Origin of the sequence: Companilactobacillus allii, assembly GCF_001971585.1 — a bacterium.
Classification (GTDB): domain Bacteria; phylum Bacillota; class Bacilli; order Lactobacillales; family Lactobacillaceae; genus Companilactobacillus; species Companilactobacillus allii.
This window is the reverse complement of record NZ_CP019323.1, coordinates 852,870-875,271: the sequence shown is the minus strand read 5'-3', so window position 1 is coordinate 875,271 and position 22,402 is coordinate 852,870. Positions and strand designations below refer to the sequence as shown.

The following is a 22,402-nucleotide window of genomic DNA, read 5'->3' as shown; positions in this document are numbered from 1 at the left end:
ACTATTTATAGAGGGGATAATTTATGATATCAAAAATATTCAAAGTTACGCTTTCTACCATAAGTCTTATATTCATAGGTATTGTCTTAACCGGATGTACAACAAATAAAACCTCGTCCAATTCCAAAATAAAAATTGTGGCAACGACTGACTTCTACGGTGAAGTGGCCAAAGCAGTCGTTGGTGACAAAGGTAGCGTTCAATCAATTATTAATAAACCCGGAGTAGATCCACACGATTATGAACCCACTACCCAGATTGCCAAAGACGTCAACAACGCAGATATAACCATCGCTAACGGACTTGGCTATGATTCTTGGATGAACAAACTTTCTAAAGGTAAAAATAGTCCTTTCATCAAAGTTGGTGAAAACATCTTGGATAAGAAGACTGGTACCAATCCACATATCTGGTACGATCCCACTACCATGCCTGCTCTAGCAAACAAGCTAGCTCAAACATTGGGTAAGAAATATCCTGATAATAAGGCCTACTTTGAAAAAAATGCTCAGAAATATATCGAATCACTAAGTCCTATTCAAGATGAATTAACCACACTAAAGAAAATCGCCCAAAATACTTCTAATAAAGAAGTCTACGTTAGTGAGCCAGTTTTTGACTATTCCATTGAAGCCATGGGATTTACCGTTGGCAACAAATCCTTTGAGAAATCAATCGAAAACGGGTCTGATCCATCACCTAAGATCATCAAAAACATGCGCCAAGGTATCAAAGACAAGAAAATATCATTTCTTGTCTATAACGCACAAGCTGACAGTAAACTTGTCGACAACATGATCTCCTTAGCAAAAAAAGAAAACATCCCTGTTTTAAAAGTCACCGAAACTTTACCAAAGGATATGACTTATAAGAATTGGATGTTATCTCAATACAAAAGATTAAATACAATATTAGAAAAAGAAGCTAAATAGTAACTAAAAATCAGACTGGTACAGTTAAATTATGTATCTTTATTTAAATTTATTAAGCCTACTCAAACAGGCATGAGACCAACAGTTAACTGTTGGTCTTTTTTTGATTGGTATACTTCGTTCACTGTAATCGCTTGCAATTATTTAAAACATCATATATATTCTAATTATTGTTTAAGACGTCATATTAATACTTAAGGAGTTATATATGAAACAAATCTATTTCTTTTCCGAAGGCAACAAGGATATGCGTGATTTATTAGGTGGTAAAGGTGCCAATCTGGCCGAAATGACTCGCTTGAATCTTCCTGTACCTACTGGATTCACGATCACAACTGAAGCTTGTCACTCTTACCAACAAAATAGTCATCAGTTAAGTGAAGCGTTGCAACTAGAGATCGACCATGCTTTGGATAGATTGAGTTCTTCAACTGGAAAAAAGTTCAATGATAAGTTCGATCCACTGCTTATTTCAGTGCGTTCAGGTGCCGCCATTTCAATGCCTGGCATGATGGATACTATCTTGAACATTGGCTTGAACGATGATTCAGTTATCGCCTTGGCGAAAAATAACGACCGCTTTGCATATGACAGTTACCGTCGTCTACTGGCAATGTTTGGAAATGTTGTTTATGGCATCAGTGAAGAGATTTTTGACAATGTCTTATCCGAAACAAAAGAAATCAACAATTATCAATCCGACCTAGAATTGACAACAGCTGACTTAAAAAATATCGTTACTAAATTTAAACAAATCTATCAAGATGTTGCTGGAAAAGACTTCCCACAAGATCCTAAAAAACAATTATTATCAGCCGTAGATTCAGTCTTCTCATCATGGGACAACAATCGTGCTCGTGTCTATCGACGCCAAAACAACATCCCTGAAACACTAGGAACAGCGGTCAACATTCAGACTATGGTCTTCGGCAATTCCGGTGAGGATTCAGGTACTGGAGTTGCCTTCACTAGAAATCCTGCGACTGGTACCAAGAATCTCTTCGGTGAATACTTGTTGAATGCTCAAGGTGAAGATGTAGTATCAGGCGTACGCACACCTGAATCGATCACAACACTACAAGAATCAATGCCAGAGATCTATGACCAATTCGCTAAAATCGCCGAGAAACTTGAAGCACATTATCGTGATATGCAAGACTTAGAATTTACAATTGAGCACAAAAAGCTTTACTTATTACAGGCTCGTGCCGGCAAACGTACACCGGGTGCTGCTGTGAAAATCGCTGTAGACTTAGTTAATGAAGGCCTGATCGACAAAAATACCGCTATCAAACGTATCGATCCTGAATCAATCTCAGTCATGCTTCACTCTGAATTTGCTCAAAAAGCTCTAGAGCAACATATCCTAGCCACTGGACTACCTGCTTCACCAGGTGCTGCTAGTGGACAAGTTTACTTCACCGCAGAAACTGCCAAGAACGCCCATGACAAAGAGCACCAAAAGGTGATCTTATTAAGACAAGATACTTCCCCAGAAGACATTGAAGGTATGGTCGTAAGTGAGGCCATCGTAACCTCCCGAGGTGGAATGACTTCCCATGCAGCAGTCGTCGCTCGTGGTATGGGTTCAACTGGCGTCGTTGGTGCACATGCTCTGCAAGTTGATTACGCTAACAAAACCGCCACAATTGAAGATTGTGTTATCAATGAAGGTGACTGGATCTCAGTCGACGGTACTAGCGGGCACTTGTACCTTGGCCAACTAGAAACAACCGATGCCATCATCAATGATGATCTAGCCACATTACTAGATTGGGCCAAAGAAATCAGTCATATGGGGGTCTACACAAACGCTGATACACCAGAAGATTTCAAACGAGCCCTGAAGTTTGATGCCGACGGAATCGGTCTAACAAGGACTGAGCACATGTTCTTCAAACCAAAACGGCTCCTACAAATGCGCCGATTGATCCTAGCAAAAAATGCCAAAGGACGTATCGATCCGCTAGAAAAAATCCTTTTGCTACAAGAAAATGATTTCTACGAACTATATAAATTATCGGCTGGTAAATCAGTAACCGTCAGACTCCTCGATCCTCCACTGCATGAATTCTTGCCACATGATGACAAGGAAATTGAATTGGTCGCTAAAGAAATCAACACAACTAAGGACGCATTAAAGGCACGTATTGATTCACTAAAAGAATTGAATCCTATGTTGGGGCACCGTGGTGATAGACTGGCTGTGACTTATCCAGACATCTATCAAATGCAAGTTACTGCCATCGTCAACGCCGTAATTCGCCTGAATCAAGAAGGATTTGATATCAAACCACACATCATGATTCCACTAACAAACTCCAAAACAGAAATGAAATGGGTCAGAGATGTCGTTGTTGAAACGATCGATAAAATATTGACCAATAAAAATACAACACTAGAATACAAGATCGGTACCATGATGGAAATGCCTAGAGCCTGTGTTACTGCTGATAAAATTGCTGAAGTTTCAGACTTCTTTAGCTTCGGTACTAACGATTTGACTCAATTAACATTTGGATATTCACGTGATGATGTAGGTTCATTCATGCCTGAATACATCGCACAAAAAATATTGCCAAATGATCCCTTCCAATCTGTCGATATTGAAGGTGTCGGAGAGTTGATGCGTATGGCTGTAAATGGTGGACGTAACACCAATCCTGAATTGCCGATTGGCGTCTGTGGTGAAGTTGGTGGAGATCCTAAGTCAATTCAGTTCTTCGAAAAGATCGGCATTTCTTACGTTTCATGCTCGCCATTCAGGATTCCAGTTGCTAGAATAGCCGCAGCTCAAGCAGCTTTACCTAATAATTAAGCTTTCAAAAAATAATACGTGATATTATAATTAATATAACAACATATATTCTAGGAGATATCATGTATTTAACTGACCGTCAAAAACAAATTATAGATATGACCAAACAAAAAAGCCCCATGACTAGTGAACAGATCGCTAAAAAATTGCAATTAAGTATACCTACGATACGTGGGGACTTACGATTGCTTACGGCAACAGAGATCCTCAAGTCACGCCCAAAGGTAGGATATGAATTCTCACAATTACCAAAGTCTAGCTTAGATTTTGATGAATTATACAAAGAATCAATCAATAATATCCTTATTGAACCAAGCTTTGTGCGACCTGACACGACTTTGCCAGAATGCGTCAATAAGCTCTTCATAAATGATGTTGGTTCATTATACGTGACAGATTCAAACAATGACTTACTAGGATTAATCTCACGTAAGGACCTATTGGCGGTTACTATCAATAACGCTGATGCGGATTCGATGGTTGCCAGTATGGTCATGACTCGTATGCCTAATCTAGTGACTGTAGACGCTGATATGTCAATCATTCACGTTGGGAAGCTACTATATCAACATCAAGTAGACTCACTTCCAGTCACAAAAAAAGACGACCCTACTAAGGTCGTCGGTAAAATTACTAAGAATCGGATATTTCAGTATTTTATTGAAGTTGGTTTGAAGTATATGGATTAAGAAATTTGTGGTGTGAATGCGTGACATTACACAATTTCTTTGGATTTATTGAAGTTCAAATTCAAATTCAAAAATTTTACTGCTTTGTTTTCTTTTCCTCATATTCCTTGTTTGCTTCGCAAACGCGTAACAATACACAATTTCTTCCGCTTAACCTTAATAGTCCTAGCAATCACTTTGTGATTACTAGGACTATTAAGGTTAATGCTCGGAAATTACCCGTGTATTGTTACGCTCTTTTTTTGAGCAATCAGGGCACAATCCATATATCTCCATAGCATGTGACTCAACAACACATCCTGGTAATTGATCTGTGAAAAAGCTTAATGGACAAGCTTTCAACTCAATTACTTTGCCACAATTTGTGCAGATAAAATGGTGGTGGTGCATTTGATCAAAGTCACATTGGAACTTAATCATGGTTTTGTTTTTCTCTTGATATTCTACTAATCCAATATCAGAGAATTCTTTTAAGTTTCGATAAACTGTATTATTACTGATACCAGGATAAATCGACTTCATATAATCATCAACAGAACTGATCGGTACATAATTATCTGTATAATTACTAAGAAAGTCTATCAAATCCATGCGTTGTTTAGTTACTTTATAGTGGTTATCTCGTAAAATCTTAATTGCTTCTTCCAAAGAGTCTCACCTATTCTTTTCATTCTGAGTTTAGTGTAACATAACTAAGAGAAATTCTAGCATAGGCAGTTTGAACACGTTTTACTTCATTATTTTGGAAATAAGGAATTTATAAGAATTAGGCATAGTACGTGCAAACGTCACGATAGCATGGTCACTCAAAGCGTTGAAATAACGGCGTTTTGGTCTTTTATCAGTTGCTGCTTTATAAAATACCTTGGCCAAGTCTTCTGAAGTGGCACCAAAGAATGAATTAGACAACAACTTATCTAATCTATCAACTAATGGACCATATGGTGAATTATCTGCCAGATTCTTTCTAGCATTGTCGACTGCAACATGACTCCATTCTGACTTTGTACCACCTGGTTGAACGATAACTGAACGAATACCAAATTGTCTTACCTCTTGATCCAAGACGTCACTCCACATGTTCAATCCAGCTTTTGTTGCGTGATACCAACCACCAAGTGGCGTATACATATCTCCACCGATTGAAGAAATATTAACGATACGACCACTCTTTTGGCGTCTCATAACTGGAATTACTAGCTGTGTCAATTGATCAACTCCGAACAAATTCACATCAAATTGCTTTCTAGCATTTTCCACTGGAATCTCTTCAAGTGGACCATACTCACCGTAACCAGCGTTGTTGACTAAGACATCGATTCTACCTTGTTCAGCCACTGTTCTATCAACTAACTCTCTTAATGATAACTTATCAGTGACATCTAACTTTTGTGTATGGATTCCTGCATCTTTTAGATCCTGTAACTTTTCAACACGACGCGCTCCACCATATACTTCGAATCCATTCTGATGAAAGTATAGTGCAGCCGCATGCCCCATTCCAGATGAAATACCTGTGATTATCGCTACTTTTGTCATATTTGTTCTTCTTCCTTAGTAATATTTTTTTTGCTGATGTAACCATTTCCATTAATTATATCCTATAATTGGTTTATAGAAACAGGAGGTTCGACAAATATGACACATGGACTTTTACTAGTTAACCTAGGCTCACCAACATCCCCCGATTCAACAGATGTTAAATCTTACTTAAAGGAATTCCTTAGTGATCCTAACGTTATAGAAATGCCAAAAGCTATTTGGCAACCCATTCTTAATGGCATAATCTTGCCAACCAGATCTTGGCGTTCATCAACTTTTTACAAGCATATCTGGACCAAAGCAGGTTCACCTTTAATTGCATACACCAAAATAATTCGTGACAATATCAGACAAAATCTTCCCGATTGGAATATTCAAATGGCAATGACTTACGGGCAACCAGACATCGTTGACACACTACAAAATATGGCCAAAACTTGCGACGAAATAGTCGTGTTACCATTGTTCCCACAGTACACACAAAGTTCCAGTAAATCGATTATCGATCAAGCCAAGTCAGCAAATGTTCCAATTAGAATTATTGAGCACTTCTACGAAAAACCAGAATATACCAAGATCCTAGCTGCACAAATCCAACCCTTTTTGGACTCAGCCAATTATGATCAATTATTATTCAGTTATCATAGCATACCAACTGCCATGGTCAAACACGGTGACCCTTACCAAAAACAATGCCTTGAGACTACTTCAAAGACCATTGATCAACTAGACTTCCCAGAAGATAAAATAAAAACAGTCTATCAATCCAAATTTGGACCAATGCCTTGGTTGAAGCCTTACCTGAAAAATGAGCTTAATCAATTAGTCGCAATGGGCAAACGTAACGTCTTGATAGTCACACCATCTTTTGTTGTCGACTGTCTTGAGACTCTTGAAGAAGATAACGTTCAAAATTACCAATCTTTCAAAGCCAGTGGTGGTGACGAGTTCAAACTAGTACCACCAATGAATGAAAACCCCGATTTCAGTAAATTCTTAGCTGATTTGGCACAAGCAAAAATGAATGAGGTCAGTGATTAATGGACAAAAAAAGCCTCGAAGAAATTCATGAAAGTGTCGACGTACCTAGTGTTTACGAAACATCCTTCTTACAAAAATTCCTAGCCTACAGCGGACCCGGCGCATTAGTAGCAGTCGGTTATATGGATCCAGGTAACTGGTTGACATCCTTATCTGGCGGTAGTGAATATCGATATGAATTGTTATCAGTTCTATTGATGTCCATTCTTGTAGCAATGTTCATGCAAACACTATCGATCAAGCTAGGTGTCGTAGCTAGACAAGATCTAGCCCAAGCAATCTCAGCCAAAATACCCAAATGGGGTCGCTACACACTCTGGATCATCAACGAACTAGCCATGGTAGCGACCGATATGACTGGAGTAATTGGGACAGCTGTGGCGTTAAAATTATTATTTAACTTACCATTACTTTATGGAATTCTTTTGACCATATTAGACGTATTAATTGTTTTGATATTCCTAAGATTTGGAATTCGTAGAATCGAATTCATCGTCTTAGTCGCAATCCTGACCGTTGGTATAATCTTTGGTGTTGAAGTCTTTCGAGCACACCCAAATATCGCATCCATTTCCAATGGAATCATACCTACCAACGATCTTTGGCAAAATCACAAGAAGTTGATCATCAGCCTGGGGATCATGGGAGCGACGATCATGCCACATAATATCTACTTGCATTCTTCATTAGCTCAAAGTAGAAGATATGATCATACTAATCCCAAACAAGTGAATGAAGCACTTCGCTTTGCCAAATGGGACTCCAACGTTCATCTAGTGGCTGCCTTCTTCATTAACGCACTCTTACTAGTACTAGGCGGAACACTTTTCTTCCATACTAATAGTAACTTGGCCAATTTTGAAGACGTCTTTAACGGATTAAATAATCAAAATATCGTCGGTGCACTAGCAAGTCCCGTTATGAGTGGATTATTTGCTTTTGCACTACTGATAACCGGATTGATTTCATCCATTACAAGTACCCTATCAGGACAGATTGTCATGGAAGGATACCTCAATATCCGCTTACCGCTTTGGCAGAGACGACTACTAACCAGATTTGTGACCCTAATACCCATTTTATTTATCGGCTTTGCAGTGGGATTCAAAGAACAAGACTTTGAGAATCTAATCGTTTATGCCCAAATAGCCCTCAGTATCGCTCTTCCATTTACACTTTATCCGATGATCATTCTTACTAGTAATAAAAAGCTCATGGGAATTCACGCCAACAGCAAACTAACCATGATTGTTGGTTTCATCCTGACAACTATTATTACTTTTTTGAATCTTCGATTGATCACATCGATACTATAGAACGTGCCAAAAAGAGATTTTCATTTGCGTGAAGACCTCTTTTTTTTATACCAAAGATTATTTATTTTACCAAATTAGCTTGATACAGCTCGATACCTTGCTTCAAGCGATTTAATCCATCATTTAACAATTTCTTCGGACAGGCAATATTTAATCTCAAAAAGTCATCACCATTGCCACCATATACATTACCAGCTGATAAATACAGACCAGTCTCTTTACGTATAAAAGCAGCCAATTCTTTTGAATCAGTGGATACTTTAGAAGTATCGATCCACAACAGATAAGTAGCCTGTGAAGGAATTAATTTCACCTCTGGCAATTCTGATTGCAAGAAATCAGCCACGATATTCTTATTATCAACCAGCTTCTCCTTAAGTTCCTTCAACCAATCATGACCATGTTCATAAGCTGCAATAGTAACTGGAATCGCAAATGAATTGGGTTCAGCAAGCTCATCCGTGTTGATACCACGATTGACCTGCATACGTAAATTTTCATTAGGAACAATGATAGTCGCCGCATGCATCGCTGCAACGTTAAAGGTCTTGCTTGGTGAAACACAAACAATCAGATTTTGAATCAAGTTTTCATCCAAAGAAAACATTGGAGTATATTCAGCACCAAAAGTTAAATCACCATGAATCTCATCACTTAGCAAAAATACATGATATTTATTACATAATCGAGCAATTTTCACCAGATCACTCTTGGACCAAACCTTACCAACAGGATTATGTGGATTACAAAGAATCATCATAGTTGTCAGTGGTTCTTTGAGCTTAGCTTCCAAATCCTTGAAGTCTATTTCATAATCAAAATCCTTATAGACAAGATCATTGGACAGAATATGACGTCCATTATTAACAATAGAATTGTAAAAGATATTATAAACAGGAGCCTGGATCAAAACATTATCACCAACAGAAGTCACCTTTCGAACTGCTGAAGAAATTGCCGGTACAACACCAGTAACAAACATCATCCAATCAGTATCAGGGCGAGATCCATGTTCAGACTCATACCAATCAGCGACTGCCCTGAAGTAATCATCATGTGGCTCTTCATAACCAAAAATCGCATCCTGAGCCTTTTTTTCAATCGCATCTACAATTACCGGAGCCGTCTTGAAATCCATGTCAGCGACCCACATAGGTAACTCATTAGATGCAATGTCCCATTTAACAGAGTCTGTCTTCCGACGATCAATGGTAGTGTCAAAATCATACTTAGACATTAGCAGACTCCTGTGTATCACACTTAATTTCTGTCTTACCAGCATCAATTTCGTCGTCATCAAAAATGATTTTGCCGATAGATTCCGCATGGATCCTACCATTAATAGGATTCTTAACACTAATAATGCTTGAAGTAATGTCAGCATCAACATCAGAACAATATTCAAATGCCAAGTTAGTATTAAGTAACTTACAATTCTTCATTGTTAGATGATCCACGTAACAAAGACCTTGTTCACTCTCAATAGTACAGTTGATCAAAGTGAGATTCTTAGTATTCCAAGCTAGATACTCACCATCGATAGTTGAATCATAAATAACAACATTATCACAATTCCAAAAAGCATCCTTTGAGACAAAGGTTGAATTATGAACTTCAACATTCTTGGCACCATCAAAAATATAATTCCCGATGAAGTTAGAATTATCAACTCGAATATTCTCACTGTCCTTACCAAAGTAATCACCATTAGCGACAACGTGATCCAATTTGATATTCTGACAAGTCCAAAGTGTCTCTTCAGCATCAGAAAAGTGAACATTAGTTAATTCAATATCTTTACCACGACGGAATAATTTAGGTGCTTGCAGTGCACTATTAGTGATCTTAATATCATCCGTGTACCAAATACCAGAACGTGACATCGTTTCAAAAATAGAATTATCAACATTGATATGTTTGCTATACCAAAGAGGGTACTTCCACTTGAAAATTGTATTATCAATATTGATATTGCGACTTTCCTTTAGAGGAGATTCACCTTCTCCAAAAGTAGTATTTGAAATAACGGCATCTTTTTCACCAAACAATGAACGTTCGCCGGTATAAAATTTATTTTTATAATTAGTCATCTATTTATTTCCCTTCTTAGTTCTTACTATGTACATTTAACACCTTAAAGCTAACTTCAATGCAAGCGCAATTTACAATTTGTCGCCTTTTATTTTGAAAAAACAAAAAAGAGACTAATATCTACTCAACGTAAATACTAGTCTCTTTTGGTTATTGAAAATAATCATATTTTATTTGGCTTTACTTATTACTGATACTATCTCGAAGACTTGTTAGTGAACCATCATTTGATAATGTCTTGTACTGATTGTATGCAGAGTACCAATTACCTGAGCTCACAGCTTGACGCAATCCGTCATATTTACTGTCAGAAAAAATAGTTTTGGCAGCTGCTTTTGACTCTGATGAAGATAGTGTAGAATTCTTTTGCAAAAGTTTTGCGGCATCAGATTCATTATTAGCCGAATTAACAATGGTGGACATCTTGGTTGCTTTCAGTGCAGTAGCAGCTTTTTCAACATTGGCGTCATGCTTGGCATTCCCATTTTTAGTTGAGCTGACTTTTTTGACCAATTCACTTTTTACAACCTTATCAGAAGGTGTATCATTTCCTCCGCTGATATTACGTACAGCATTATTCAATGGAAAAAAGAAGACAATACCAAGTACTATCAAGACTAATATCGTAATCAAAGTGATCCAAATAGCCTTCTTATGTGACTTCTTATGATATCTTTCTTGACGCATATTATCACCTCTTCAATAAATATTAGGCTAATAGTACCATGAATGTACAACATTTAGCCATATTAGTTTGGTATACGAATTAACAACAACAATTATTAAAAATAAATTTTGGAGACAAAAAAAGAGGACTGAATTAACAGTCCTCTAAACGAATTGCGTGGCAGCTACCTATCCTCGCGGGTAGTTTCCCACCAACTACTTTTGGCGTGAAGAAGCTTAACTTCTGTGTTCGGCATGGGAACAGGTGTATCCTTCTTGCCATTACCACCACACTATTCGTTACTCGTACCTTCAAAACTAGATATTAAGTTTAATATGAATTATTATAAGAAACACTTCGAACCACTTACTCGGTTAAGTCCTCGATCTATTAGTACTGCTCAGCTCCGTATATCGCTATACTTCCACCCGCAGCCTATCTACGTCATAATCTCTAACGGATCTTACTTCCTTACGGAATGGGAAATCTCATCTCGAGGGGGGCTTCACACTTAGATGCTTTCAGCGTTTATCCCTTCCATACGTAGCTACCCAGCGATGCGCCTGGCGGCACAACTGGTACACCAGAGGTATGTCCATCCCGGTCCTCTCGTACTAAGGACAGCTCCTCTCAAATTTCCTACGCCCGCGACGGATAGGGACCGAACTGTCTCACGACGTTCTGAACCCAGCTCGCGTACCGCTTTAATGGGCGAACAGCCCAACCCTTGGGACCGACTACAGCCCCAGGATGCGATGAGCCGACATCGAGGTGCCAAACCTCCCCGTCGATGTGAACTCTTGGGGGAGATAAGCCTGTTATCCCCAGGGTAGCTTTTATCCGTTGAGCGATGGCCCTTCCATATGGAACCACCGGATCACTAAGTCCTACTTTCGTACCTGCTCGACTTGTCAGTCTCGCAGTCAAGCTCTCTTGTGCCTTTACACTCTGCGAATGATTTCCAACCATTCTGAGAGAACCTTTGAGCGCCTCCGTTACATTTTAGGAGGCGACCGCCCCAGTCAAACTGCCCACCAGACACTGTCCCTCACCACGATTAATGGTGCAGGTTAGAGTTTTCATATAACAAGGGTAGTATCCCACCAATGCCTCAATCGAAACTAGCGTTCCGATTTCAACGGCTCCTACCTATCCTGTACATGTCACACAAAAACTCAATATCAAGCTACAGTAAAGCTCCATGGGGTCTTTCCGTCCTGTCGCGGGTAACCCGCATCTTCACGGGTATTATAATTTCACCGAGTCTCTCGTTGAGACAGTGCCCAAATCATTACGCCTTTCGTGCGGGTCGGAACTTACCCGACAAGGAATTTCGCTACCTTAGGACCGTTATAGTTACGGCCGCCGTTTACTGGGGCTTCAATTCTCAGCTTCGCTTACGCTAACTGATCCTCTTAACCTTCCAGCACCGGGCAGGCGTCAGCCCATATACGTCATCTTACGATTTAGCATAGACCTGTGTTTTTGATAAACAGTTGTTTGGGCCTATTCACTGCGGCTGGCTGTTACACCAGCACCCCTTCTCCCGAAGTTACGGGGTCATTTTGCCGAGTTCCTTAACGAGAGTTCACTCGCTGACCTTAGGATTCTCTCCTCGACTACCTGTGTCGGTTTGCGGTACGGGTAGTTTATTTCTAACTAGGAACTTTTCTTGGCAGTGTGAGTTACTGTGCTTCGCTACTTAAATTTCGCTCCCCATCACAGATTGTCCTTAAAGGTAAAAGCATTTGACTCTTACCAAGACTTTCTGATTGGACACACTTTTCCAGCCGTGTGCACACATCATCCTCCTGCGTCCTTCCATCGTTCAAACAAAATAAACTAGTACGGGAATATCAACCCGTTATCCATCGATTACACCTCTCGGTCTCATCTTAGGCCCCGACTAACCCTGGGAGGACGAGCCTTCCCCAGGAAACCTTAGTCTTTCGGCCGATCAGATTCTCACTGATCTTTCGCTACTCATACCGGCATTCTCACTTCTAAGAACTCCACTGCTCCTTACGGTACAGCTTCAATGCTCTTACAACGCTCTCCTACCACGCATCTTACGATGCATCCACAGTTTCGGTATCATGCTTAGCCCCGGTACATTTTCGGCGCAGAATCACTCGACTAGTGAGCTATTACGCACTCTTTGAATGAATGGCTGCTTCTAAGCCAACATCCTAGTTGTCTATGCGTTTCCACATCCTTTTCCACTTAGCATGAATTTTGGGACCTTAACTGGTGATCTGGGCTGTTTCCCTTTCGACGGTGGATCTTATCACTCATCGTCTGACTCCCGGGTATAGATCAATGGTATTCGGAGTTTATCTGAATTCAGTAACCCAAGACGGGCCCCTAGTCCAAACAGTGCTCTACCTCCATGATCCTATTCCCCGAGGCTAACCCTAAAGCTATTTCGGAGAGAACCAGCTATCTCCAAGTTCGTTTGGAATTTCACCGCTACCCACACCTCATCTCAGCATTTTTCAACATACATGAGTTCGGTCCTCCAGTGCGTTTTACCGCACCTTCAACCTGGACATGGGTAGGTCACTTGGTTTCGGGTCTACGTCTACATACTTAGTCGCCCTATTCAGACTCGCTTTCGCTACGGCTCCGCATTTTCTGCTTAACCTTGCATGCAAACGTAACTCGCCGGTTCATTCTACAAAAGGCACGCCATCACCCCTTAACGGGCTTTGACTACTTGTAGGCACACGGTTTCAGGATCTATTTCACTCCCCTTCCGGGGTTCTTTTCACCTTTCCCTCACGGTACTGGTTCACTATCGGTCACTAGGGAGTATTTAGCCTTGGGAGATGGTCCTCCCAGATTCCGACGGAATTTCTCGTGTTCCGCCGTACTCAGGATCCCGACTAGAGTAGTTCGTATTTCGCTTACGAGGCTTTCACTCTCTTTGGCCAACTTTTCCAAGTTGTTCAGCTATACTTACTTTTTTTCTCATATCGTCAGTCCTACAACCCCAAAGAGCAAGCTCTTTGGTTTGGGCTCTTCCCGTTTCGCTCGCCGCTACTCAGGGAATCGAATTTTCTTTCTCTTCCTGCAATTACTTAGATGTTTCAGTTCATTGCGTCTTCCTCTTAATATGCTATGTATTCACATACAAGTAATCATCCATTACGATGATTGGGTTCCCCCATTCGGAAATCCCCGGATCAAAGCTTACTTACAGCTCCCCGAGGCATATCGTTGTTAGTTACGTCCTTCATCGGCTCCTAGTGCCTAGGCATCCACCGTGCGCCCTTTATAACTTAACCTTGACAAAATATGACTTGCGTCATTTTTATCGCGCAGTTTTCGGTGTTTCTTTAATTCATAATATTACTTAATATCCAGTTTTCAAGGTACGAGTTTGGTAAGTTTCCTTACCTATGGAGGTTAACGGGATCGAACCGATGACCTCCTGCTTGCAAAGCAGGTGCTCTCCCAGCTGAGCTAAACCCCCATGGTACTACTATTCAAATATAATGGGCCTAAATGGACTTGAACCATCGACCTCACGCTTATCAGGCGTGCGCTCTAAACCAGCTGAGCTATAGGCCCAAATAAGCATTAAGCTATAGTAGGCCTCTCAAAACTAAACAAAGTTTTAACTTGTGTATTCCGTAGTGCTTTCGCACTTATCCTTAGAAAGGAGGTGATCCAGCCGCAGGTTCTCCTACGGCTACCTTGTTACGACTTCACCCTAATCATTTGTCCCACCTTAGACGGTTAGCTCCTAATAAAAGGTTACCCCACCGGCTTTGGGTGTTACAAACTCTCATGGTGTGACGGGCGGTGTGTACAAGGCCCGGGAACGTATTCACCGCGGCATGCTGATCCGCGATTACTAGCGATTCCAGCTTCATGTAGGCGAGTTGCAGCCTACAATCCGAACTGAGATCGGTTTTAAGTGATTTGCTTACCCTCGCGAGTTCGCAGCACGTTGTACCGACCATTGTAGCACGTGTGTAGCCCAGGTCATAAGGGGCATGATGATTTGACGTCGTCCCCACCTTCCTCCGGTTTGTCACCGGCAGTCTCACTAGAGTGCCCAACTGAATGCTGGCAACTAGTAATAAGGGTTGCGCTCGTTGCGGGACTTAACCCAACATCTCACGACACGAGCTGACGACAACCATGCACCACCTGTATCCATGTCCCCGAAGGGAAAGACTAATCTCTTAGCTTTTCATGGTATGTCAAGACCTGGTAAGGTTCTTCGCGTTGCTTCGAATTAAACCACATGCTCCACCGCTTGTGCGGGCCCCCGTCAATTCCTTTGAGTTTCAACCTTGCGGTCGTACTCCCCAGGCGGAGTGCTTAATGCGTTAGCTGCAGCACTGAAGGGCGGAAACCCTCCAACACTTAGCACTCATCGTTTACGGCGTGGACTACCAGGGTATCTAATCCTGTTTGCTACCCACGCTTTCGAACCTCAGCGTCAGTTACAGACCAGAGAGCCGCCTTCGCCACTGGTGTTCTTCCATATATCTACGCATTCCACCGCTACACATGGAGTTCCACTCTCCTCTTCTGCACTCAAGTTTACCAGTTTCCGATGCACTTCCTCGGTTGAGCCGAGGGCTTTCACATCAGACTTAATAAACCGCCTACGCTCGCTTTACGCCCAATAAATCCGGACAACGCTTGCCACCTACGTATTACCGCGGCTGCTGGCACGTAGTTAGCCGTGGCTTTCTGGTTGAATACCGTCAATACGTGAACAGTTACTCTCACGCATGTTCTTCTTCAACAACAGAGTTTTACGATCCGAAAACCTTCTTCACTCACGCGGCGTTGCTCCATCAGACTTTCGTCCATTGTGGAAGATTCCCTACTGCTGCCTCCCGTAGGAGTTTGGGCCGTGTCTCAGTCCCAATGTGGCCGATTACCCTCTCAGGTCGGCTACGTATCACGGTCTTGGTGAGCCATTACCTCACCAACTAACTAATACGCCGCGGGTCCATCCTAAAGTGATAGCAAAACCATCTTTTAAACATAAACCATGTGGTAAATGTTGTTATGCGGTATTAGCACTTGTTTCCAAATGTTATCCCCCACTTTAGGGCAGGTTACCCACGTGTTACTCACCCATCCGCCGCTCACTCAAATGTTTTATCATTTTGGTGCAAGCACCAAAAATCAAAAACCAGAGTTCGCTCGACTTGCATGTATTAGGCACGCCGCCAGCGTTCGTCCTGAGCCAGGATCAAACTCTCATATTAAAAGTTTGTGACTCAAAAATTAAAAACTAGCGAACATTGACTTCGTCAATGTTTCTTGTTACTTTGTTACAAATTAACCTTAATTAAAAGGCCTACACAATTGATTGTTAAAACTTTGTTCAGTTTTCAAAGGTCTACTGTCTGTCAAGAAGTGAACTTCTTAACAAGCGACTCAATTATCTTATCAAGTAGTCAACTATAAGTCAAGAACTTTTTAAAATAATTTTTCAATGTCTATCGAGTTGGAAGCTCTCAAGACGTTGTCGCCGTTGCACTGTCGCAACAACAAGATATATATTACTAGTTGAGTATAATCATTGCAAGTGTTTTTAAAAACTTTTTTCATTTTTCCTAAAAACGGATTTAAAAACTGACACTTACAAATCAATATTCAAGTATTATTGTACAGAAACCTTCTATTATATGTCAATGATTCTAGTAACATCCCTTGGTTCAATTTCCGTGCCAAGTTCATCAATAACTTTTTTTGGTTATTGTTGTTGATAGTACTCCGTAGTGTGGATCATTTCAATGAATTGCACTTTTGACACAGCAAAACCTGACTGAACAAATCCTTAAATAAGCATAGTTAACCCCATCAATGCAAAAAAGACTGACGTTTGTTTTCGTAAACGTCAGTCTTTTTCTTTAAAAATAAACCTTATTGTTGTGATGGATTATGGAAAGATTTTGGTGCAGTATCTGGCATATTGTTTAAAACATCCATGTCTTCTGCACTAATCTGGAAATCTAACTTAGCGTTTGCTTCAATATGTGCAATGTGCGTTGCCTTTGGTAATGGCAAGACATCATTTTGAATAACAAACTTAATTGCTAATTGTGGAACACTAACTCCATATTTATCAGCAATCTTCAAAACATCTTTGTTATTGATCAATCCACCAGTAGCTAATGGAGAATATGCTTCAACTAATATTCCATTATCCTTAGCAAACTTAGTGTTCTTAGGTTCTGTATATCCAACGTAATATTGAATTTGATCAACCATAGGCTTTACTTTAGCAGCGCTCAAAATATTTTGTAGTTCATGAACACCAAAGTTTGAAACTCCGATTGCCTTTACACGGCCTGATTTATAGATTTCTTCCATTGCACGCCATACGTCAAGATTCTCTTTGTCATAATTAGAACCCATTTCACCCCATGGCCATGGAGCATGAACTAGATACAAATCCAAATAATCAATATCAAGATTATCCATTGTTGTATTGAAATCTCTCATTGCTCCTTCATATGACTTAGTCTCACCAGGTAATTTTGAAGTAACAAAAATATCACTACGATCAATTCCAGAATCTCTAACTGCTTGACCGACTTCTTTTTCATTAGCATATGCTAAAGCTGTATCAATATGACGATATCCAGTTTTCAAAGCATCAGAAACTGCCTTATGTGCTTCTGAAGCTGGTATTTGCCATGTACCAAATGCAACTTTGGGTATTTCTACACCATTAGATAATTTAAATGTTTCAGTTAATTGTGTCATCAATCTACCTCTTCAATTCATTTATGTCTGATTTATTTCAACCAGTAACTGCATCATATACCTTCAAGTTAACTTTAAGGCAAGAACTTTTTACTTCACAGTATCAAACTGACTATTATAAAGATCCGCATAAAATCCCTTATTGGCCAAAAGATCCTTATGTGTTCCCTTTTCGATCACTTCACCGTTATTTATTACCAAGATTTGATCCGCACTTTGAATCGTTGATAATCTGTGCGCTATTACAAAACTTGTCTTATCTTTCATCAGGGCTGTCATTGCCTTTTGAACATCAGCTTCTGTATTACTATCGATCGACGCAGTAGCTTCATCCAACACCAAAACTGGTGCGTTGGTAACAAAAGCTCTGGCAATACTTAATAATTGTCGCTGGCCTTGGGACAAGCTATGTGCGTTCTCACTCAAAATAGTATCGTAACCGTTAGGCAATTGATTGATGAAAGTATCCGCATTGGCACGTTTAGCCGCCAACTCAACCTCTTTATCGGATGCACTAGTCCTACCAAGTCTAATATTTTCTCGGATACTCATTGTAAATAGAAAGGACTCCTGCTGAACAACTGTTACTAGATGTCTTAAATCACGCCTCTTTATTGTAGTAACATCCCTACCATCAAGCAAAACTCGTCCTTTTTGTAGTGGATACAGATTGGTCAATAGATTCATAATTGTCGTTTTACCAGCACCAGTTGGACCAACCAACGCTATCATCTCTCCTTGATCAGCTACTAGATTCACATTTTTTAAAATAGGACGTTTGTCATATGCAAATGACACATTATCAAAAACCACATTGCCCTTTGTATTCTTGACACTTTCAGCATTCGGAAGGTCTTTTTCGGGTGACTCATCGATCAACTCAAATACACGCTGCGCACTGGCCAATGATAACTGTAAAGTATTGATCAAATTCAACACATTATTTATTGGTCCAGTAAAGTTACGCAAATATATTAAGAAGGTGAATATCACCCCAACTGTAATCACTTTACTACCGGTCAATATTGAAATAGCCCCGGCCATTGTGATCAATAAATAGGCAATATTATTGGTCATATTATTGAATGGACCAATAACTGACGATAGTGACTGGGCTTTGAAGGCAGCGTTAGTATATTCTTCGTTCGTTTTATCAAAGTCTTTCATAGTCTCTTTTGTGTGATCAAACAATTGTACAAGTTGCTTTCCAGAAACTGACTCTTCGATTTGGGTATTCAAACTACCAAGATCACGTTGCTGAGTCATAAAGGCCTTTTGAGTTACTTTAGAAATTGCTTTGGAAAAGAAATAAGTTGCGACTGAACTTAGAAGGGTTATCCCCGTCAAAAGTGGTGATAGTATCAGCATTGCAATACCCATACCGATAACACTGATTATCCCGGTGAATAGCTGGACAAATGTCTGCATCAAAGCAGTATTGATATTATCGACATCATTAGTCAATCGGCTCATTACATCCCCATTGTCATGCGTATCAAAGTACTTCATCGGCAAACGTTGTAAATTAGCGAAAACATCATGGCGTATCCTAGCACTAGTATCTTGTGCCACTTTGATAATAATTGAATTCTGAAAATACGTGAAGAAGCTGGACACAAAATACATCACAGCCATAATGGCACAAATAACTAATAAAGCGTGTAACTTATTCTTTGAAATATAGTCGTCAATTACCAATCCATTGATACGATTACCAATGATCGTTACCGCGGTAGTGACTATCGTCAGCAAGAATACAATGATCAATTTGATCTTACGTGCATCCAAATAGTGCCATACCCTAATGACGGTGCCTTTCCAATCCTGCAGTTCGACGTGTTCCGGGTGAATATTACGTGGACCTCTTCTATGCATGTCCATTTATGCCACCTCCTAACTGAGTCTTAACTAATTGACGATAAAAATTCGACTTGGTCAACAACTCATCATGCGTACCTATCGACTCCAACTTACCATCGGCAATCACCATGATTTGATCACAATCCATTACATTAGTAACTCGCTGTGAAATAATCAGGGTCGTTTTTTTATTTCGACTCTTTTTCAACCTACTCTTGATACGGGCATTGGTCTCTTGATCCACAGCACTTGTTGCATCATCCATAACCAAAATATCGGCATTGGGTGTGAGCGAACGTGCAATATTCAGACGTTGTCTTTGTCCACCGGAGAAATTCTTACCCTTTTGTTCGACTTGTGCATCGTATCGTTTATGTAATTTATCAATGAATTCTGCAGAATCAGAAATATTGGCGGAAGTATCGAGTTCTGTATCTGTTGCTCCCATTTTCCCATAAGCCAAATTACTACGAATATTGCCTGAAAGTAATAATGAGTCTTGCAGAGCAACGACCACTTTTTGGTGTAATTCTTCTAAACTGAGTTTTTTAATATCTACTCCGTCTATTTTGATAGTTCCACTGTATTGATCAAAAGATCTAGTTAACAGATTGATAATGGAACTCTTACCAGAACCAGTCGCACCAATAATTCCCATCCACTCACCATCTTTAACCTCGAAACTCAAGTGATTTATTATCGGCTCACTTTCTTTATAGCCAAACGTTACATCATCAAATGAAATACTACTACCTACTGGCTTTTTCATAGTAGTAACTGGTAATTCTTCGTCTTTTTCCTCACTCAAAACTGCTTGAACACGAGTTGAACTAGTGACAGCCCGTGAAAATGAAGTAATGATATTGACTGTCTGAATCATGGCACTCGTGATTTGAATCATGTAGTTAACAAAAGCAATTATTTGACCGTTACTTATAGTATTACTAATAGATAAACTGCCACCATAACCTAATGCTACTACCACACCCAGATTCAACATCAATTGGATAACTGGTGAAAGAATGACAGTTGCCATGGAAGCATTTTGGCTTGTTTTTAATAATTGATTATTATCTGAATTGAATTGATCGAGTTGATGATTCTCTAGTACATACGCTTTGATCGTCTTAGCACCTTGTAAATTCTCACGCATAATTCGATTAACCGTATCGACTGACTGTTGCATCTTGGTATACATCGGAATACTACGACGAACTACTACTAGCAAGAAAACAACTAATATCGGCATGATGACAAATAGAATTGGTGCCAGGTCAGGACAGATTATAACTGACATAACTATCCCACCGAATAATAGCATCGGGGATCTAACCATCCCTCTTGTTAACATCATTACTAAAGTCTGCATTTGTGTGACGTCATTAGTGATTCTAGTGATCAAAGTTGCTGGTTCTAAGCCACTGGGATCACGATCTTCTAGGGCAATACTAAGCATATGACTTCTTAGCTTTTTTCCCATATTCAGTGAGGCATAACTTCCTAGTACACCACTAGCTCCACCAAAAATAAGTCCCAAAACAGCAAACATAGCCATTAAGGCGGCGTGTTGTAAAACATATCTCATATCATTTTTGGCTAGTCCGGAATCAATAATCTGTGACATTAAGGTTGGTTGTTGAAGATCACAAAATACTTCCCCCAACATTATCACTGGTGCCATGAAAAAAAATACCCGAGCTTTGCCGTGGATATGTTCCATAATTATTTTGAACAACTTAGGCCCTCCTAATCAAAAAAAGCACCACGTATTCATAGTCAGTTCAGACTAGGATTCCGTGATGCTTATTTATTAATATTAAATAACAATTAATTTTATTTTAGGCCAAGAAGTCCTATTGCGCAACAATCTTATTTGCACCAATCCGTATCGTCAACTGAAACAGTATTGATGATCTCATCGTGAATCAATAATGTTCTGGTTTCTACACCAACATTATCATCTTCAACCGTAATAATATTGTAGCTGGTTGCATCCATTATCAGATGGTTATGATGATTGTCACAATTAATGTGATAGGCACTTGAATCTGCTGTAATACATAGAATGTCGTCACGATTAAATTCAGTTGAAAAATGAATGTGGCCTGAAAAAATCGCCTTTACATTGCTTCCATTGACCAAATCTAACAATTCTTGACTATTTTGGAGAATACTATAACGCATATGAGTTACTGCTGGGCCATCAACTGGATGATGCATAAAGATCAGTGACATTTTTTTATCAGACTTGTTGAGCGACTTTTCCAACCACTCCAGTTGTTCCTGATTAACATACCCTTGTTCAATATCGCCGTGAGTGCTATCAACAAAATAGATATCACATAAACTAGTTGCTATATTGTAGTAATACTTCTCTTGTGGCTTATCACCCAGATATCCTTGATAGAAGGCATTTGTTCGATCGTGGTTGCCCAATATCACGTAAATTGGTAGCTGAAGTTTTTCAATCTGATAATTAACTATATCCCTTAACTTCTTGTAATCAAATTCAACACCCTCATGTATCAGATCTCCACTAATAACAACCATATCTGGTCGTTTTGGCATTGATTCGATATCCTGAAAAATATTTTGTAATTTGATATATGGGTCAACTTGTTGATGATTAGCTGGCCTAGCTCCTCTTGGAGTTAAATGCGTATCAGTTATATGAATTATTTTTAATTCGTTATTATTCAAAA

Annotated in this window: 14 protein-coding genes, 2 tRNA genes and 3 rRNA genes; 5 read left to right on the top strand and 14 right to left on the bottom strand. The window is 39.8% G+C overall.

Annotation, left to right across the window (positions count from 1 at the left end):
• Positions 1–23 precede the first annotated feature (23 nt).
• From BTM29_RS04145 to BTM29_RS04135, 3 genes are all read left to right on the top strand, one after another.
• Complete coding sequence (locus BTM29_RS04145; RefSeq protein ID WP_076614297.1) at positions 24–932, top strand: metal ABC transporter solute-binding protein, Zn/Mn family; 909 nt, start codon at positions 24–26, stop codon at positions 930–932.
• Positions 933–1,140: 208 nt separating this feature from the next.
• Positions 1,141–3,750 carry a pyruvate, phosphate dikinase gene (ppdK, locus tag BTM29_RS04140; protein ID WP_076614296.1) on the top strand — a complete coding sequence of 870 codons (2,610 nt, stop codon included), beginning with the start codon at positions 1,141–1,143 and terminating at the stop codon, positions 3,748–3,750.
• Between the two features lie 62 nt (positions 3,751–3,812).
• Positions 3,813–4,439, top strand: coding sequence for a CBS domain-containing protein (locus tag BTM29_RS04135; RefSeq protein ID WP_076614295.1), 627 nt, complete (start codon positions 3,813–3,815; stop codon positions 4,437–4,439).
• Between the two features lie 201 nt (positions 4,440–4,640).
• On the opposite strand, the gene BTM29_RS04130 is transcribed toward BTM29_RS04135, so the two are convergent.
• Positions 4,641–5,087: a Fur family transcriptional regulator gene (locus tag BTM29_RS04130; protein WP_076614294.1), complete on the bottom strand. Its 447-nt coding sequence runs from the start codon at positions 5,085–5,087 to the stop codon at positions 4,641–4,643.
• An 81-nt stretch (positions 5,088–5,168) separates the two neighbouring features.
• Positions 5,169–5,978 (bottom strand): SDR family NAD(P)-dependent oxidoreductase, encoded by an 810-nt coding sequence (locus tag BTM29_RS04125; RefSeq protein ID WP_076614293.1) that lies wholly within the window; start codon positions 5,976–5,978, stop codon positions 5,169–5,171.
• A gap of 99 nt (positions 5,979–6,077) precedes the next feature.
• Here BTM29_RS04125 and hemH point away from each other — a divergent pair, with 99 nt between their 5' ends.
• The gene (hemH, locus tag BTM29_RS04120) at positions 6,078–7,022 is read left to right on the top strand and encodes a ferrochelatase (protein WP_076614292.1); all 945 of its coding nucleotides are present in this window, start codon (positions 6,078–6,080) and stop codon (positions 7,020–7,022) included.
• Positions 7,022–8,338 (top strand): Nramp family divalent metal transporter, encoded by a 1,317-nt coding sequence (locus BTM29_RS04115; RefSeq protein ID WP_076614291.1) that lies wholly within the window; start codon positions 7,022–7,024, stop codon positions 8,336–8,338. Before hemH ends, BTM29_RS04115 begins: the two co-directional genes overlap by 1 nt.
• Before the next feature lie 61 nt (positions 8,339–8,399).
• On the opposite strand, the gene BTM29_RS04110 is transcribed toward BTM29_RS04115, so the two are convergent.
• The 12 genes from BTM29_RS04110 to BTM29_RS04055 form a co-directional block, all read right to left on the bottom strand.
• Positions 8,400–9,575, bottom strand: coding sequence for a MalY/PatB family protein (locus BTM29_RS04110; protein WP_076614290.1), 1,176 nt, complete (start codon positions 9,573–9,575; stop codon positions 8,400–8,402).
• On the bottom strand, positions 9,568–10,428 hold the full coding sequence (locus tag BTM29_RS04105; protein ID WP_076614289.1) for a DUF3737 family protein: 861 nt from the start codon (positions 10,426–10,428) through the stop codon (positions 9,568–9,570). The genes BTM29_RS04110 and BTM29_RS04105 overlap by 8 nt, the downstream gene beginning before the upstream one ends.
• A 181-nt stretch (positions 10,429–10,609) precedes the next feature.
• On the bottom strand, positions 10,610–11,116 hold the full coding sequence (locus tag BTM29_RS04100; protein ID WP_076614288.1) for a hypothetical protein: 507 nt from the start codon (positions 11,114–11,116) through the stop codon (positions 10,610–10,612).
• Positions 11,117–11,271: 155 nt separating this feature from the next.
• Positions 11,272–11,388 (bottom strand): 5S ribosomal RNA (gene rrf / locus BTM29_RS04095).
• Positions 11,389–11,466: 78 nt separating this feature from the next.
• Positions 11,467–14,383, bottom strand: a 23S ribosomal RNA gene (locus BTM29_RS04090).
• 115 nt (positions 14,384–14,498) lie between these two features.
• A tRNA-Ala gene (locus BTM29_RS04085) sits at positions 14,499–14,571 on the bottom strand.
• Positions 14,572–14,594: 23 nt separating this feature from the next.
• Positions 14,595–14,669: transfer RNA gene (locus BTM29_RS04080), tRNA-Ile, on the bottom strand.
• Between the two features lie 87 nt (positions 14,670–14,756).
• Positions 14,757–16,333: ribosomal RNA gene (locus BTM29_RS04075) — 16S ribosomal RNA — on the bottom strand.
• The 16S, 23S and 5S rRNA genes sit together here with 2 tRNA genes alongside, the layout of an rRNA operon.
• Positions 16,334–16,994: 661 nt before the next feature.
• Entirely contained in the window at positions 16,995–17,840 is an 846-nt protein-coding gene (locus tag BTM29_RS04070; protein WP_076614287.1) for an aldo/keto reductase, read from the bottom strand.
• Between the two features lie 90 nt (positions 17,841–17,930).
• Positions 17,931–19,721, bottom strand: coding sequence for an ABC transporter ATP-binding protein (locus BTM29_RS04065; RefSeq protein ID WP_076614286.1), 1,791 nt, complete (start codon positions 19,719–19,721; stop codon positions 17,931–17,933).
• Complete coding sequence (locus tag BTM29_RS04060) at positions 19,708–21,435, bottom strand: ABC transporter ATP-binding protein (RefSeq protein WP_076614285.1); 1,728 nt, start codon at positions 21,433–21,435, stop codon at positions 19,708–19,710. Before BTM29_RS04060 ends, BTM29_RS04065 begins: the two co-directional genes overlap by 14 nt.
• A gap of 134 nt (positions 21,436–21,569) precedes the next feature.
• Complete coding sequence (locus BTM29_RS04055) at positions 21,570–22,400, bottom strand: metallophosphoesterase family protein (RefSeq protein ID WP_076614284.1); 831 nt, start codon at positions 22,398–22,400, stop codon at positions 21,570–21,572.
• Between the last annotated feature and the right edge of the window lie 2 nt (positions 22,401–22,402).

What these genes read in the sequence shown, in the direction of transcription:
- BTM29_RS04070 (WP_076614287.1), bottom strand. Translation starts at nt 17,840, where the DNA reads ATGACACAATTAACTGAAACATTTAAATTATCTAATGGTGTAGAAATA.
- BTM29_RS04145 (WP_076614297.1), top strand. Translation starts at nt 24, where the DNA reads ATGATATCAAAAATATTCAAAGTTACGCTTTCTACCATAAGTCTTATA.
- BTM29_RS04100 (WP_076614288.1), bottom strand. Translation starts at nt 11,116, where the DNA reads ATGCGTCAAGAAAGATATCATAAGAAGTCACATAAGAAGGCTATTTGG.
- BTM29_RS04110 (WP_076614290.1), bottom strand. Translation starts at nt 9,575, where the DNA reads ATGTCTAAGTATGATTTTGACACTACCATTGATCGTCGGAAGACAGAC.
- BTM29_RS04135 (WP_076614295.1), top strand. Translation starts at nt 3,813, where the DNA reads ATGTATTTAACTGACCGTCAAAAACAAATTATAGATATGACCAAACAA.
- BTM29_RS04105 (WP_076614289.1), bottom strand. Translation starts at nt 10,428, where the DNA reads ATGACTAATTATAAAAATAAATTTTATACCGGCGAACGTTCATTGTTT.
- ppdK (WP_076614296.1), top strand. Translation starts at nt 1,141, where the DNA reads ATGAAACAAATCTATTTCTTTTCCGAAGGCAACAAGGATATGCGTGAT.
- BTM29_RS04065 (WP_076614286.1), bottom strand. Translation starts at nt 19,721, where the DNA reads ATGGACATGCATAGAAGAGGTCCACGTAATATTCACCCGGAACACGTC.
- hemH (WP_076614292.1), top strand. Translation starts at nt 6,078, where the DNA reads ATGACACATGGACTTTTACTAGTTAACCTAGGCTCACCAACATCCCCC.
- BTM29_RS04115 (WP_076614291.1), top strand. Translation starts at nt 7,022, where the DNA reads ATGGACAAAAAAAGCCTCGAAGAAATTCATGAAAGTGTCGACGTACCT.
- BTM29_RS04125 (WP_076614293.1), bottom strand. Translation starts at nt 5,978, where the DNA reads ATGACAAAAGTAGCGATAATCACAGGTATTTCATCTGGAATGGGGCAT.